14 protein-coding genes and 1 tRNA gene are annotated in these 14,427 nt (G+C 68.3%); 7 read left to right on the forward strand and 8 right to left on the reverse strand.

Annotated features, from left to right (window positions below):
• Nucleotides 1-118: 118 nt before the first annotated feature.
• The 3 genes from creC to K7G19_RS17120 are packed head-to-tail and all read right to left on the reverse strand — an operon-like array spanning nt 119 to nt 3,506.
• A complete protein-coding gene (gene creC, locus K7G19_RS17110) occupies nt 119-1,600 on the reverse strand; it encodes a two-component system sensor histidine kinase CreC (RefSeq protein ID WP_226108276.1) in 1,482 nt (493 codons plus the stop codon).
• Between the two features lie 15 nt (nt 1,601-1,615).
• Nucleotides 1,616-2,335 carry a two-component system response regulator CreB gene (gene creB / locus K7G19_RS17115; protein ID WP_226108277.1) on the reverse strand — a complete coding sequence of 240 codons (720 nt, stop codon included), beginning with the start codon at nt 2,333-2,335 and terminating at the stop codon, nt 1,616-1,618.
• Nucleotides 2,336-2,390: 55 nt separating this feature from the next.
• A complete protein-coding gene (locus K7G19_RS17120; RefSeq protein WP_226108278.1) occupies nt 2,391-3,506 on the reverse strand; it encodes an NAD(P)/FAD-dependent oxidoreductase in 1,116 nt (371 codons plus the stop codon).
• A gap of 618 nt (nt 3,507-4,124) precedes the next feature.
• On the opposite strand from K7G19_RS17120, the gene K7G19_RS17125 reads away from it, so the two are divergent.
• The 4 genes from K7G19_RS17125 to K7G19_RS17140 all read left to right on the forward strand — a co-directional run bounded on the left by K7G19_RS17125 (nt 4,125) and on the right by K7G19_RS17140 (nt 6,958).
• Entirely contained in the window at nt 4,125-5,306 is a 1,182-nt protein-coding gene (locus K7G19_RS17125) for a benzoate/H(+) symporter BenE family transporter (RefSeq protein ID WP_150084189.1), read from the forward strand.
• Nucleotides 5,307-5,486: 180 nt separating this feature from the next.
• Nucleotides 5,487-5,756 (forward strand): BrnT family toxin, encoded by a 270-nt coding sequence (locus K7G19_RS17130; RefSeq protein ID WP_226108280.1) that lies wholly within the window; start codon nt 5,487-5,489, stop codon nt 5,754-5,756.
• Nucleotides 5,740-6,093, forward strand: coding sequence for a BrnA antitoxin family protein (locus tag K7G19_RS17135; RefSeq protein ID WP_187829159.1), 354 nt, complete (start codon nt 5,740-5,742; stop codon nt 6,091-6,093). The genes K7G19_RS17130 and K7G19_RS17135 overlap by 17 nt, the downstream gene beginning before the upstream one ends.
• Nucleotides 6,094-6,100: 7 nt before the next feature.
• On the forward strand, nt 6,101-6,958 hold the full coding sequence (locus tag K7G19_RS17140; protein ID WP_226108282.1) for an aminoglycoside 6-adenylyltransferase: 858 nt from the start codon (nt 6,101-6,103) through the stop codon (nt 6,956-6,958).
• On the opposite strand, the gene K7G19_RS17145 is transcribed toward K7G19_RS17140, so the two are convergent.
• Both K7G19_RS17145 and K7G19_RS17150 read right to left on the reverse strand, forming a co-directional pair.
• The gene (locus tag K7G19_RS17145) at nt 6,955-7,650 is read right to left on the reverse strand and encodes a TrkA family potassium uptake protein (protein WP_226108284.1); all 696 of its coding nucleotides are present in this window, start codon (nt 7,648-7,650) and stop codon (nt 6,955-6,957) included. The two genes, K7G19_RS17140 and K7G19_RS17145, sit on opposite strands and share 4 nt — an antisense overlap.
• The gene (locus K7G19_RS17150) at nt 7,643-8,971 is read right to left on the reverse strand and encodes a TrkH family potassium uptake protein (RefSeq protein WP_149317864.1); all 1,329 of its coding nucleotides are present in this window, start codon (nt 8,969-8,971) and stop codon (nt 7,643-7,645) included. The genes K7G19_RS17145 and K7G19_RS17150 overlap by 8 nt, the downstream gene beginning before the upstream one ends.
• A 173-nt stretch (nt 8,972-9,144) precedes the next feature.
• Between K7G19_RS17150 and K7G19_RS17155 the strand changes: the two genes are divergently transcribed.
• The gene (locus K7G19_RS17155) at nt 9,145-9,327 is read left to right on the forward strand and encodes a hypothetical protein (RefSeq protein ID WP_226108285.1); all 183 of its coding nucleotides are present in this window, start codon (nt 9,145-9,147) and stop codon (nt 9,325-9,327) included.
• Between the two features lie 89 nt (nt 9,328-9,416).
• On the forward strand, nt 9,417-9,881 hold the full coding sequence (locus K7G19_RS17160) for a hypothetical protein (protein WP_226108286.1): 465 nt from the start codon (nt 9,417-9,419) through the stop codon (nt 9,879-9,881).
• 213 nt (nt 9,882-10,094) lie between these two features.
• Here the strand turns inward: K7G19_RS17160 and K7G19_RS17165 are convergent.
• Nucleotides 10,095-10,169 (reverse strand) — tRNA-Arg (locus K7G19_RS17165).
• Between the two features lie 1,056 nt (nt 10,170-11,225).
• Between K7G19_RS17165 and K7G19_RS17170 the strand changes: the two genes are divergently transcribed.
• A complete protein-coding gene (locus tag K7G19_RS17170; protein ID WP_226108613.1) occupies nt 11,226-13,034 on the forward strand; it encodes a DEAD/DEAH box helicase in 1,809 nt (602 codons plus the stop codon).
• 197 nt (nt 13,035-13,231) lie between these two features.
• On the opposite strand, the gene K7G19_RS17175 is transcribed toward K7G19_RS17170, so the two are convergent.
• Together K7G19_RS17175 and K7G19_RS17180 are read right to left on the reverse strand one after the other, a co-directional pair.
• Nucleotides 13,232-13,786 (reverse strand): RcnB family protein, encoded by a 555-nt coding sequence (locus K7G19_RS17175; protein WP_226108287.1) that lies wholly within the window; start codon nt 13,784-13,786, stop codon nt 13,232-13,234.
• A 144-nt stretch (nt 13,787-13,930) separates the two neighbouring features.
• Nucleotides 13,931-14,425, reverse strand: coding sequence for a DUF1854 domain-containing protein (locus K7G19_RS17180; protein WP_149317862.1), 495 nt, complete (start codon nt 14,423-14,425; stop codon nt 13,931-13,933).
• Between the last annotated feature and the right edge of the window lie 2 nt (nt 14,426-14,427).

Raw genomic sequence — 14,427 nt, forward strand, 5'->3', positions numbered from 1 at the left:
GATCGGCGGCGAGCCGGCATTGTAGAGCATGGCGCCGCGACGGCGCGGTCCCTCGCCGACGGACGACCAGTGCGGACGTCCAACGCGGACGTCCAACGCGGACGGCCAGCGCGGACGGCTAGCGCGGCATCGCCGGCAGCCGCAAGCGGGCCTGGGCGCCGCCCTCCGGCCGGTTGCCCAGCGTCAGCTCGCCACGGTGGAGCAGCGCCACCTCGCGGGCGAAGCACAGGCCCAGCCCGGTGCCCTTGTCGCGGCCGCCGGGCCGCGGCAGCGAGTAGAAGCGCTCGAACACCCGCGGCAGCGCGTAGTCCGGGATGCCGGGACCGCTGTCGGCGACCGTCACGGCGAGCACGTCGCCGTGTTGGCCGTGGCCGCCATGGTCGCCGTGGCCGCCGCGCTCGCGGCGCAAACCCAGCGCGACGGTACTGCCTGCCGGCGCGAAGTCGACCGCGTTCTCGACCAGATTGGCGAGCGCCTGCCGCAGCAGGAACGGATCGCCGAGGACTTCGGCGGACCCGGCATCGGCCTCCACATGCGGCGACAGCACGACGCCGCGCTGCCGCGCGCGCGGCTCCAGCTCGGCCGCCAGTTCCGCCACCAGCGGCGCCAGCGCGACCGGCCGCGGCGCCTCCAGCTGCTGGCGCTGCTCGACCTCGGCCAGCGCCAGCAGCTTGGCGACCATCTCGGCCAGGCGCCGCGCCTGGCTGTCGATATTGCCGACAAAGCGGGCACGGTCGGCAGCCGGCATGTCCTCGCGCAGCAGTTCCGCCGCGCCGCGGATCGCCGCCAGCGGGCTCTTCATTTCGTGCGTCAGCGTGTGGATGTAGTGCTCGACGTACTGCTTGTCCTCGAGCCGCAGCCGCATGGTTTCCATCGCCCGGCCCAGCTCGGCCAGCTCGCCGGCCCCGGACAGCGGCATCGCGGCGCGCTCGCCGGCCGCCACCGCGCGCGCATAGCGCCGCAGCCGGCGCAGGCCGTTCGCCAGCCACAGCGTGCAGGCCAGGCCGATCGCCGCCGCCACGCCCATCAGCAGCAGCCCGTGCAGCAGGATCCGGTGCTGGCTGCGCGCGATGACCGGCGCCATCACCGCGTTGGGCTTGGCCACCGTCAGCACGCCCAGCAGGCGCTCGCCATCGCGGATCGGCGCCGCGACGTACATCACCGTGCTGCCGTCGTCGTCGGGATCGCTGCGCGTGCTGCGCGCGCCGTACTTGCCGCGCAGCGTCAGGTAGACGTCGTTCCAGCGCGAATAGTCCTGGCCGACCGCGGTGCCGGCCGAATCGAAGCGCACGATGCCGTCGGTGTCGGTGACATAGACGCGATAGCCGATTTCGCGCTTGCGCAGGCCCCACAGTTCGGCATCCAGCGGCGCGTCGCGCAGGCCGGTCAGCTGGCGCGCAAACGCGCCGTCGGCGATGCGGCCCTCGCGCATGTCGTCGACCGCCAGCGCGGCAAGCGCGTGCGCGGTATCGATCAGCGTGTCCTCCATCGCCTGGCGCACGCCCGGCTTGACCTCCTGCACGAACACGCGCAGCGTCAGCCAGGCCGCCAGTCCGACGATCAGGAAGAAACCCAGGAAGATGCGCAGGCCAATCCGCACGCGTGCCGGTCCCGCTCAGATCGCCAGCGAATAACCCATGCCGCGATGGGTGCGGATCGGGTCGTCGTCGCCGGCCGCGCGCAGCTTGGCGCGCAGCGTCTTGATGTGGGTGTCCACGGTGCGGTCGCTGGTGTCGAGCGCATCGTCCCAGACCAGGTCCATCAGCTGCGCGCGCGAGTAGATGCGGCCCGGATGGTCGGCCAGCAGCGCGAGCAGCCGGTATTCGTAGCGGGTCAGGTCGAGCCACTGGCCGCGGTAGGCCAGCCGGGCGCCGTCGCGATCGTGCACGAACGGCGGCGCGGTGTCCTGCGCGGCCTTCTGCGCGGGGACTGGCGCCGCGCCCTCGCTCCGTCCGCGCATGCGACGCAGGATCACGCGGACGCGCGCCGCCAGTTCGCGCGGCGAGAACGGCTTGACCACATAGTCGTCCGCGCCGATCTCCAGCCCGACCACGCGATCGATCTCCCCGTGGCGCGCGGTCAGGAAAATCACCGGCACATCGGAAAAGGTGCGCAACGTGCGGCAGACCTCGAAGCCGTTCAGGTCCGGCAGGCCCACGTCAAGGATCACCAGGTCGACCGGCTGCGCGCGCAGGCGGGCGATCGCCTCGCTGCCCAGGGCGCAATGCTCGACCTGCATGCCCTCGGTGCGCAACGCATAGAGGATCGTATCGGCAATGGCGGACTCGTCGTCGACCACGAGAATCGACGGAACGGGCGTGGCGTTGGCTTGCATGGCGGGCTTGCAGGCGGCTGCGGCGGAATGGGGGACGGAAAGCGGGTCCGTCATTCTAGTCGAGCGCGCCGAGGGCGGCCGCGCCCTGCCGCTGGCGCCGGCGGTGGAAGTAGAGGCGCTGCGCGGCCCAGCGCAGCGGCCGGGAATACAGCATCCACTCGAACAGGCGGTCGGACTGGCAGCGGTCGAACAGCCAGCGCAGCGCGCGCTTGGCGCGAAAGCGCGGGGTTGCGCGCGGCACGGACCGCTCGGGCGCCGGCCCGCCCTCGCGCAGATGCGCGGCGATGGCCGTGCCGATCGTCTCGCCGTGCTCCCACGCCGAATGGATGCCACCCGCGGTGACCGGCGACACCACACCGGCCGCATCGCCGGCCAGCAGCACGCCGTCGCGGCCCAGCGGCAGCACCGGTCCGCCGCAGGGAATCAGGCCGGCGCGCGTCGAGGCCGGCACCGCGTCGTCGGGCACGTCGAGCAGATGCCGCACGCGGGCGAGAAAGCCTTCGATATCGGGCGTACGCGGACCGCGTCGACGGCGCCGCAGCGCCAGGCCCATCTGCACGCCGGTGGGCGTCTGCGCAGCCCAGCCGAGATAGCCGGGCGCAAAGCGCTTGCCGACGAAGCAGTGCAAGGCCCCCGGCTCGGGCAGGGTCAGGCCGTCGAATTCGTACTCGATGCCGTACAGGAAGTCGCGCGGGCCCGGCAGGCCAAGCCAGGCCGCCACGCGCGACTTCGCGCCGTCGGCGCCGACCAGATAGCGGGTGCGGCCGATGCCAGGAATGCGCCAGCGATCGCCGTCGCGCATCGCCTGCACGAAGGGCGTGCCGAGGTGCACCGTCACGCCATGCCGCACCAGTTCGTCGACCAGCCAGCGCATCAGTGCCGGGGTATCGGTGGTCAGGAAGTAGTAGCCGGGCGCGTCCAGCCGCAGGCTGCGCAGCGCCGGCGAATAGAGCCGGACCTGCTCGACGCGGCGGAAGCAGTGCGCCGGCGCGCGGCCCAGCCAGGTGCGCTCGGCCGCCTCCTTGACGACGATGCCGGTGGTATGGAGCTTCGCGCCCGGATCGCGCTTGCGCTCGAGCACCGCCACGCGCAGGCCGGCGCGCGCGGCCGCCAGCGCGCAGGCGGCGCCGGCAAAGCTGGCGCCGACGACGATCACGTCGTAGTCTGTCATGCTCGATGCGAGCGGGAAGACGGTGCGTGCGGAGTCCGAAGCGGAGGCGGAAGCCGGGCCGCGAGCGGAAGCAGGGTCGGAACCAACAGCGGGGTCGGAAGCGGAATTCGGGACGGACACTGCGGGACGGGATGGCATCATGCCGGGCTCCTGTTGCGTCGGTGACAGGCAGCGCAGTGTCGCGGGCGAATGTGAAGGCGGCGTGGGGTTTATGTGTGGCGGGAAGCTACCGACGTTCCGCCGGTGCCGATCGCCGGCCCATAAAAAAGAACAGCCCGCGACATAGGCGGGCTGAAGAGTCTCTCCTCGGTGCCCTGCTCCCAAGGCACGGCCTCACTGTATCGGGACGGCGGCGCTCGCTCCAGTCGGACAAATCCGTAAGGGAAAACGCCTGTAGGCCGGCGGCGGTCCCCTTCCCACGTCGACGGCGGCCCGCAGCGCCGCGTCGACGATGCCCCGCGCTCGTGCGAAGATGTCGCCCTCAACGCACTGCAGGCCCGGTCGCCAGCGCATCCTTGCATTCCGGTTGCCGTGACCAACGCCGCTGGTTGCCGATCTCCGCGACGCCGGTTGTCCACCCCGATATGCGACCGGCCGCACCGACCGAACCGAATCGCCATGCCCTCCGCCACGCTGAAACTCACCGATCTTTCCGTTTCGGCTTTCGTCGCCGGACTGGTCGCCATGCTGACCGGTTACACCAGCTCGCTGGTGCTGATGATCCAGGCCGGACAGGCCGCGCATCTGAGCGACGCGCAAATTGCCTCGTGGATCTGGGCGCTGTCGATCGGCATGGGCGTGACCACCATCGGGCTGTCGCTGCTCACGCGCGTGCCGATCGTGATCGCATGGTCCACGCCGGGCGCGGCGCTGCTGATCGCCAGCCTGCCGGGCGTGCCGTACGCCGAGGCGATCGGCGCCTTCCTGCTGGCCGCGCTGCTGATGACGGCCGCCGGCCTGACCGGCTGGTTCGACCGGCTGATGCGCGCGCTGCCGGCCAGCATCGCGGCGGCGCTGCTCGCCGGCATCCTGTTCCGCATCAGCATCGACGTCTTCGTGCAGGCGCAGCACCAGACGCTGCTGCTGTTGCCGATGTTCGCGGCCTATCTGCTGGGCAAGCGCTGGTGGCCCCGCTATGCGGTGCCCGGTGTGCTGGTGATCGGCGTGGCGCTGGCCGGCGTGCTGGGCCAACTGCATTTCGAGCAGTTCCACTTCGCGGTGGCTGCGCCGGTGTGGACCACCCCGGCGTTTTCGCTGCAGGCCTTCGTCAGCATCGCGATTCCGCTGTTCATCGTCGCGCTGGCATCGCAGAACATTCCCGGCCTTGCCGTGCTGCGAGCCGACGGCTATCACGTCAAGGCGTCGCCGCTGATCACCGTGACGGGCCTGGCCTCCGCGGTGCTGGCACCGTTCGGCTCCCACGGCATCAACCTCGCCGCGATCACTGCGGCGATCTGCACCGGCAGCGAGGCGCATCCGGACCCTGCGCGGCGCTACACCGCGGCGGTGGTCTGCGGCATCGGCTACCTGGTCGCCGGCACGCTGGCCGCCAGCATCGCGGCGCTGTTCGCCGCCTTCCCGCAGGCGCTGGTGATCGCCGTCGCCGCGTTCGCGCTGCTCGGCTCGATCGCCAGCGGCCTGACCACGGCGATGCAGAACCCCGGCGAGCGCGAGGCCGCGCTGCTGACGTTCATGATCACGGCGTCGGGCATGACGCTGGCTGGCATCGGCTCGGCGTTCTGGGGCGTGGTGGGCGGGATCGTGGCGCTGTGGGTGCTGCGGCCGCGGCAAGGCCGTTGAACGTCAAGCCCATCGTGGCACGTCACGGCTGGCCGGACGCGTAAGACAACGGCGCATCCGATCCCACCACGCCCTCTTCTTGATAGCTTTCGTCGACTCAGCACAAGCGCACGATCCCTTGGCGATTTAGCGTAGTAGCAAAAATCTTGTTCAACGTATTTTTTGCTACTACAATAACCCATGGAAATCGAGTTCGACTGCGCGAAGGACAGCAGGAACGTGTGCCAGCACGGCATATCGTTGGCCAACGCGGGGCTGATGGATTTCGACAAGGCGTTGATTGCAATAGACGACCGGAGGCAATGCGGCGAAACGCGCTACATCGCCTACGGCCCCATCGGGTCCCGCCTGCACTGCCTGGTCTTCACCATACGAGGCGACACGCTGCGGGCCATCAGTCTACGCAAGGCCAATTTCCGAGAGGTGCGAGACTATGAACAGGAAATCTAAGCTGACCCTGCCGAGCGCCGACGAGGACGCGGCGATCGCGCGTGGCATCGCGGGCGACCCAGATGCGGTCGAACTGCCTACCGAGCGAATCAAACGCATGCGGCCCGCTCGTGAAGTGTTGGCCGAAGTGCTTGGCGAAGAAAAGGCCGAGTCACTGACCAAGCGGCGCGGACGCCCTGCGCTGCCGGCTGCCGAACGCAAGGTCAGTCAAACACTGCGGCTCGACCCCGACGTTCTGCAGGCGTTCAAGGCCACCGGCGAAGGCTGGCAAACCCGTATCAACGATGCGCTGCGCGCCTATGCCAAGTCTCATCGAATGCTGCCGCGAGGATGCTGATCCCCGCATGACATTACGAGACCAATATCTGCAATCGGTCCTGGCTTGGGCAGGTGCCACGGACGCGGTGCTGGCGTTGATCCAGACCGGTTCGCTGGCACGCCAGGATGATTCCGCGGACGAGTATTCGGACCTCGATATCGAGATCATTTCGTCTGACTCGGATACCTTGGCCAAGGACGACGATTGGCTACACCGGATTGGTCCGCTGATCACGGTGTTGCGTCTCGAAGCCGGCAGCGATCAACCGTGGCCGACGCGGCTGGCGATATACCAGGGCGGCGTCAAGATCGACTTCACCGTCGCCGGCATCGAACGCCTGCGTCGAATGACCGCTCCAGACGGTCTGGACGACCTCTATGCGCGCGGCTATCACGTCCTCCTCGACAAGGCGGGGGTGGCCGCATCGCTGCCGCCTCCGCCATACCGCTTCCCTGTTGAACCTCTGCCTTCACAGCGGGAATTCCAGGCGAGTGTCGAAGAGTTCTGGTTCGAGGCATTTCATGTCCCGCGCTATCTGGCGCGTGGAGAACCATGGCTGGTCAAGCAGCGCGACTGGACGATGAAGACGCTGCTGCTGCGCATGGCGCAATGGCACGCGCAGGCGCTGCATCCGGGCCAGGTCGATGTCTGGCACAACGGCCTGCGCATGGACCAGTGGGCCCATCGCGATACGTGGCATGCCATGCAGCAGATATTCGGACGTTTCGACGCCGCGGACGCACGACGCGCCTTTGAAGCGACGGTCCGGCTGTACGGGCGCCTGGGACGAGAAGTGGCGGAGCGCGCGGGCCTGGAATATCCAGAAGCCTGCGAAGATCAGATCCAGGCGCTGAATCGGGCGGTGCTTGGGGCCGCGAACTAGCGCTTCGTCACGTCGCCCGCGAACGACTGGATCTTCCGAGTCGGGCCCGACACGATCAGCAGATCGCCGGGCAACACGCGCGTGCCCGGCGTGGCGTGCTGGAAGTCCTCGTTGGCGCGCTTGACGCCCACCACGGTGACGCCCGACTTCTCGCGCACGCCGGATTCCGCCAGCGTCTGGTTGTGGGTCGACGCCGGCGCATGGACCTTGGCGATGGCGAAGCCGTCGTCGAACTCGATGAAATCCATCATGCGCCCGGTGATCAAGTGCGCGACGCGCTCGCCCATATCGGCTTCCGGATAGACGACGTGATGCGCGCCGATGCGCTGCGCGATCTGCCCGTGCTCGGCCGACATCGCCTTGACCCAGATGTCCTTGATGTCCAGTTCGGTGAGCGCCATGATCGTCATCAGGCTGGCCGCAAGGTCCGAGCCGATGCCGACGATGGCATGGGCGAAGTCGGCCACGCCGAGCTGGCGCATCACGTTGACGTTGGTCGAATCGGCCTGCACCGCATGCGTCAGGTAGTTGCCCCAGAGCTGCACGGGCTCCGCATCCTTGTCGAGGCCCATCACGTCGTGGCCCAGACGCATCAGCGACTGCGCGACCGAGCTGCCGAAGCGGCCCAGGCCGATCACGACCACGCTGTCGCCCTTCGAGAAGGAGAACTGCTCGGTAAACAATCTAGCCAACAATTGGGTGCTCCTCTGGATAGCGGAACGGCATGCGGCGCTCGCCCAATACCAGCGATGCCGCCAGCGTGATGGTGCCCACCCGGCCGGCATACATCAGCAGGATCAGCGTCAGTTGGGCCGGCACCGGCAGATCGCCGGTGATCCCCGTGGACAGGCCGGTTGTTCCGAAGGCGGCGATGACCTCGAAGATGATCTGATCTGTCGGCACGTCGGTCGTGCGCAGCAACACCAGTGTACCGAGGGTGACCAGCGCGCTGCCGAGCACCAGCACCGTGATGGCCTGGCGCTGGGCCGAGGCGCCGAGTCTGCGGCCGTATGCCTCGCAGTCGCTTTGCCCGCGAATCTCTGCGATCACCAGCAGGACCAGGATGGCGATCGTGCCCACCTTGACACCGCCGGCGGTGCTCGCGCTGCCGCCGCCGACGAACATCAGGAAGTAGTGCAGCGCCCACGTTTCGGGCGTCAGCAGGCTGATGTCCAGGGTATTGAAGCCCGCTGTCCGTGCCGCGACCGAGGCGAAGGCCGCGGACAGCAGCTTGTCGGCGGCGGACATCGGGCCCAGCGTATTCGGATTGGTCCATTCGAACAGCAGCACCCCGACGAAGCCCATCGCCAGCAGTACCGCCGTGCCGGCAAGGGTCAGCTTGGTATGCAGGGACCAATGATGCGGGCTGCGCGCCTTGCGCCGGACATCGTGCAGCACCGGGAAACCGATGCCGCCGACCACGGTCGCCAGCATCACCGGAATCAGGATCAGCGCATCGGCGGCATAGCGCGTCAGGCTGTCCGCATGGATCGAAATGCCGGCATTGTTGAAGGCGGACACCGCATGGAACAGTCCGCTCCACACGGCATCGCCCCATGGCAGGTCATGCGCATGGCGAAGCCGCAGCGTCAGCAGCGTCGCGACGATGGCCTCGGACGCCAGCGTCACCGCCAGCACCAGCCGCGCCACGCTGGTCACGTCCCCCATGCCCAGCGAGCGCGTCTCGACCTGCGTGATCAGCCTGGTGCGCAGCCGCAGCGAGCGGTTGACCATCAGCCCCAGCAGGGTGGCTGCAGTCATCATGCCGAAGCCGCCGATCTGGAACAGCACCAGAATCACGGCCTGGCCGAAGCCGGACCAGTAGGTACCGGTGTCGACGACCACGAGGCCCGTCACACAGACGGCAGAGACCGCGGTGAACACGGCCGTCAGCCACGGCACGGGCCGCCCGTCCGCCTGGGAAATCGGCAGCACCAGCAGCAGCGTGCCGGCCGCGATCGCCAGCAGGAAGGCCAGCGCGACGACGCGTGGCGGATGCGCGATGGATTTCATTGGTCGGCCATTGGCGAATCGACGGTGCGGGTCTCGTGCATGCAGGACATCGCTTGTTGTTGTCCGTCCATATTGTCGACTCCGTGAGGGCACTTCACCACGGCGCCAGGGCCTGTTTCCGCGCTACGGCAAGAGCGCCGCCGATTCTACAGGCCCTTTCGCATCGAACCTCCATGGTCATGCTGCCCCGCCATGCAAGCAAGCACCTCGCTCACCATTGCGACCTTTTTACCGTTGCCACCGTTGCCACCGTTGCCACCGTTGCCACCGTTGCCACCGTTGCCACCGTTGCCACCGTTGCCACCGTTGCGCGCGTGGTTGTAAGCCGCATTGGCGCGGATGACAAGGCTCGTTAATCACCGTTGCAAAATCGAACAGAATGTCAGACGCCTCGCCGCTACAGTGACCCTTCCCTTGCCTGTAGGCGTTTTATGGAGGTACACGAATGAAGCAACATCTGGCGAAATCCCTGTTGATGGCTGGCGCGATGATCGCGTCGTACCCGCTGCTGGCGCAGCAGTCCCAGCCGATGCAGTCGACTCAGCCGATGCCGGCCGCGCAGACGATGCAGCCGATGCAGTCCACCCAATCCTCGCCATACGCGCCATCCGCGCCATCCGCGCAACCCACCCAATCGATCCAGTCCGCGCCCGCCGCGCAGGCGATGCCGTCGGCTCAGCCGATGCAGGCGATGCCCGCGGCAACGTCGCCGGCTCAAGCCCCCGCACCGGTTGCCGGCGACCCGTACGCGCAAGCTGCCGCCCCCGCTGCTCAGCCGGCCATGGCGCCCGCCGATCCCAACCTGGTGCGCAGCACCGACCCTGCCATCGATCCGGCCAGCATGAGCCTGCCGCCCGATGCGCTCGGCACGCGCCTGGGCCAGCGCAGTCTCTTCCTCGACGGCGCCTGATCGTCGCAGGCCATTCCAGTCGTGCCGGACGCCGCCGCTCGGCCATCGGAGCACGAGCGGCGTCCGGCTTCTGGCGTCGCGGGCGCAGGCGCGAAGCGCCAAGCGCGAAGACGCGACGTGTAGGGGGGCCGCCAAGCGCGGAGATGCAACGCGTGGGGACCGCCAAGCGCGGAAATCGCGAAGCGCGGCTGATGCGAAATCGAATGGGGAGAGTGGCCCCGCCGACAGGAATCGAACCTGTATCTAGCGCTTAGGAGGCGCTCGTTCTATCCATTGAACTACGGCGAGCGGATAGCCGGGCATCGCTGCGACGCCCTGGGATGCGGCCACCGCTGAACCGGTGCAACCGCGCGCGCGGCCATTGGCCGAGGCAGGGGCGGAGTATAGCAAAGTCACTTGGCGGGGGGCGTCTCGCCGGCACCCGGAAATGTGCGATTTCGCGCCCGGAGCCGCGTCGGAGGTGCGATTTCACGCGCGGAGCCGCGTCGCGGGGGCGATGTCGCGCGGCGGAGCCGCGTCGTCGAACCGACCCTCGCAGAAATGAAAAGCCCGCCAATGTCCTGGCGGGCTGGCTGCGGACGGGCCGGGCAGTCTAGGTCGACGCTGGCGGCATCGCCACAAGCCACGGTGCAGGTCCTCTTCCTCATGGTTCCGCCGATGTCGCGGCCGCCCATCCGGACCACCCGGACAGTCGGAGAAAGAAGGCGCTGGCGTGCATTGCGGAGATGCCGATGGCGAACAGCGAGGCACTCGCTGAAGACGGCCATCGGGTGGGAGGGTTGTCCGCATCCGTGCCGGCACTTGGTGTCGACACTGCGAGTATAGGGCGGGGGTTCGGGGATGCAAGAGACGTGGACTCGTGAGGTGACTCGCGACCTGCCGGCGTCCGTGCCGATGTCCGCCGGAAGGCGCTTGCAGACAATATTTTCGCAGCGCAGCAATATTTTTCGACTTCTGCTAGAATGCGCCCCGTGAGTTCGCAATGCGAGCCGTGCACCCGCCGACCAGCCCCCAAGGCCAGAGGCGATGCCGCTTCCGCTCTCAAGCTCTGTCGCTCGGTTCTCCGGTCGTTTGTTTCAAGTCTTCGACCACACCCGCCGCTTGCCAGAACGCCATCTCACTTGACGCCGCCTCGTCTCCGATCCTGTTGAACAGCCTCGTCGCTGTTTGCCTGCCAGGGACCCGGCTTCCGGTCTTGCACCGGTCGCCCCCTGCCTGCCGCCGTACTGCCAGCTGAGTCTGTCGTCACGGCCTTCCGATTGGCGCCGAAGCCTTTTTAAGACTTTGCACTGCGCCCACCCTCTTGCCGATGGCAGGGGTGCCATGCATCAAGACCCTTACGACATGACCCAGCACGAATTCCGTGCGGAGCAGCCTATTGCCTCCGCCAACGATATTTCCAATACGACCGCGCCGAGCCCGCTGGACCGCCTGCAAGCGATCCTCGAGCCGCAGGACGCACCCGAAGCCGCCGCCTCGGCGGCCGACGGTTTCGCCGCGCTCGGCCTCGATGCCGCGATCCTGCGCGCCCTGACCGAACTGAACTACACCGTGCCGACCCCGGTGCAGGCCCAGGCCATCCCGGCCTTCCTGGCCGGCCGCGACCTGCTGGTGTCGAGCCAGACCGGTTCGGGCAAGACCGCCGCCTTCATGCTGCCGGCGATCCAGCGCATTTCGGAGCGTCCGGCACCGAACCGCCCGCGCGCCGACGAGCCCATCAAGCGCATGAAGGGCAAGCGTCCCCGCCCGGCCCCGGCCCAGCCGTCGCTGCTGGTGCTGACGCCGACTCGCGAACTGGCGCTGCAGGTCACCGAAGCCGCCGCCAAGTACGGCCGCCATCTGCGCCGCATCATCTGCGCGAGCATCCTGGGCGGCATGCCCTATCCGAAGCAGCTGGCGATGCTGTCTAAGATGCCGGACATCCTGGTGGCAACGCCGGGCCGTCTGCTCGACCACATCGACGCCGGCCGCATCGACCTGTCGCAGCTCGACATGCTGGTGTTCGACGAGGCCGATCGCATGCTGGACATGGGCTTCTCCGACGACATCGACGCGATCGTCGCGGCGACGCCGGCCACGCGCCAGACGCTGATGTTCTCGGCGACGGTCGACGGCCGCATCGCGCAACTGGCCGCGCGCCAGCTGCGTGACCCGCAGCGCATCGAGATCGCGGCGGCGCGTGCCGACCAGAGCAACATCGAACAGCGCCTGCACTTCACCGACGACATGTCGCACAAGGAGCGTCTGCTCGACCATCTGCTGCGCGACGCGTCGCTGAAGCAGGCGATCGTGTTCACCGCCACCAAGCGCGACGCCGATTCGCTGGCCGAGCGCCTGTCGGACACCGGCTTTGCCGCCGGCGCACTGCACGGCGACATGACCCAGGGCGCGCGCAATCGCACGCTGACGGCGCTGCGCCGCGGCAATCTGCGCGTGCTGGTGGCCACCGACGTGGCCGCGCGTGGTATCGACGTGCCCGACATCACCCATGTGGTGAACTTCGATCTGCCCAAGCAGGCCGAGGACTATGTGCACCGTATCGGCCGTACCGGCCGCGCGGGCCGCTCGGGCGTGGCAATCAACCTGGTCAACCACAACGATGCCTTCCAGTGGAAGCGGATCGAGCGCTTCACCAACAACCGCATCACCGCTTCGGTGATCGAGGGCCTGGAACCGCGCCGTACGCCCAAGCCGCGCGCCGGCTTCGGCGGCAAGCCGGGCGGTGCCCGTCCGGGTAACGGTGGCGGCGGCTATCGCGGCGGCGAGCGCAAGTTCGGCGGCGGCGAGTCGCGCGGTTACGGCAACGGGGGCGGCTATCGCGGCGACCGCGAGCAGGCGCCCCGCAGCTTCGGCGGCGGCGAATCGCGTGGCTACGGCGGCAACACTGCCGGCGCCGCTGGCAACGGCAATCGCCCGTTCGGCGAGCGCAGCTTCGGCGACCGTCAATATGGCGACCGTCCGTTTGGCGACCGCAAGCCGGCCGAGCGCAGCTTCGGCGATCGCGACGGCAATCGTGGCGGCAATCGCGACGGTGCCCGCAGCTTCGGCGATGGCAACCGCAGCAGCTACGGCAATCGCCATGGCGGGAACGGCGGCGGCTACGGCGGCCAGCGTCAGGGCCAAGGCCAGGGCCGTTCGCGCTTCTCGCGTTAAGCCGGATCGGGGCTCGGCCCCGAGCCGAAAGAAAAGGACGTCTTCGGACGTCCTTTTTTCTTTGCGGAAGCGCCAAACAAAAACCCGCGCCGGCGTCCTCACGCTGCGCGGGTCGTGTTGCGGCGGGCCGATGTGTCGCCCGCCTGTTGGCCGCTATTGATTCGCTATCGGTTCGCTATCGGTTCGCTATCGGTTCGCTATTGTCCGGTAACGACGCGGGCGATGGTGCCGTTGCGGGTCGAGACCAGCAGGAACTCGTTGCCGATGCCAACCCACTGGTGCCCCTTCGGTGGGCGCTCCAGCTGAAACGACTTCCAGTCGTCGATCACGTACTGACGGTCGCGATAGGCGGTCGGCAGGCGATCGCCCTTCTTCCATTGGCCCGGCGCATAGGCATACGGCGAAGCCGAAGGTCCCGGCCCGCCGGGCGCCATGCCGGGAGGCATGCCGCGCGCGTCGCGCGCCGACGGACCGCCGCGCTCGCCGGGTTGAGCGGCTGGTCCCGACGGACCGCCCATCTGGGAGCTACCCCGTTGCGAACCGCCCATCTGCGAGCCCGTCTCCGAGCCGCCCGACTGCGGCCCGCCCATCTGCGAGCCACCCCGCTGGGACCCGGGTTGGTCCGCCGCGCCTGTGCCGTATCCGCCGGCACCGGCCGAGCCGCCACCGGAGCTGGACTGCGCCAGGCCAACCGATGAACCGAGCACGCCCGCGGCCACCAGCAAACCCATCAACATGTGGTTCCTCTTCATCGAGATCTCCTTGTTGGTTGGGACAGCGATGGCAAGTTACACCCGGGGGCGCGAGGCGGCAACGCAGCTTTGTATCTGGATATTTCGCTTGTGCGGCCTAAGAGACGCGCGGCAACAAGCCCGCGTCGGCCGTATCCGCAGCCGCTACAGGAAGCGGTCCAGCAGCTTGCGGCTGGCCTTGTCCAGCGAATCCAGGCTGCGGATCAGATAGTGGATGCCGTGGCTGTCCGAGATCAGCAGCGTGGTGCCCGCCAGCCGGCGGATGTCCTCCTCGCCGCGCAGCACCAGCCGCGTCGGGCCCCGATCGGTCTCGACCTGCCAAGTGCTCGGCGTGGCGAAGGTCGACACGCTGACGATGCGGCGGATCTCGGGCATGAACTCGCGTCCGGCCAGCTCCTCCTCGACGATCGCACGCGCGGGCGCCGGCAGGTCTTCGAGCCGCTCGATCCAGGCCAGTTCGTGGCCATCGGTGCTGACCAGCGCGATGCCGTCGTCCGGCGCGGTGATCGGGAACGCGCGCACGGCCACCACGCCTTCATGCACGCCGCCGTCCGCGGTCCTCATCACGAGACGGCCGAAGGGATTGCGCGACAGTTCGAACGGGAATGCGACCGCAGTCGTCGATTCGCTTGCTTGCATGA

The sequence above is a fragment of the Cupriavidus sp. DB3 genome, from assembly GCF_020418465.1.
GTDB classification, from domain to species: domain Bacteria; phylum Pseudomonadota; class Gammaproteobacteria; order Burkholderiales; family Burkholderiaceae; genus Cupriavidus; species Cupriavidus cauae.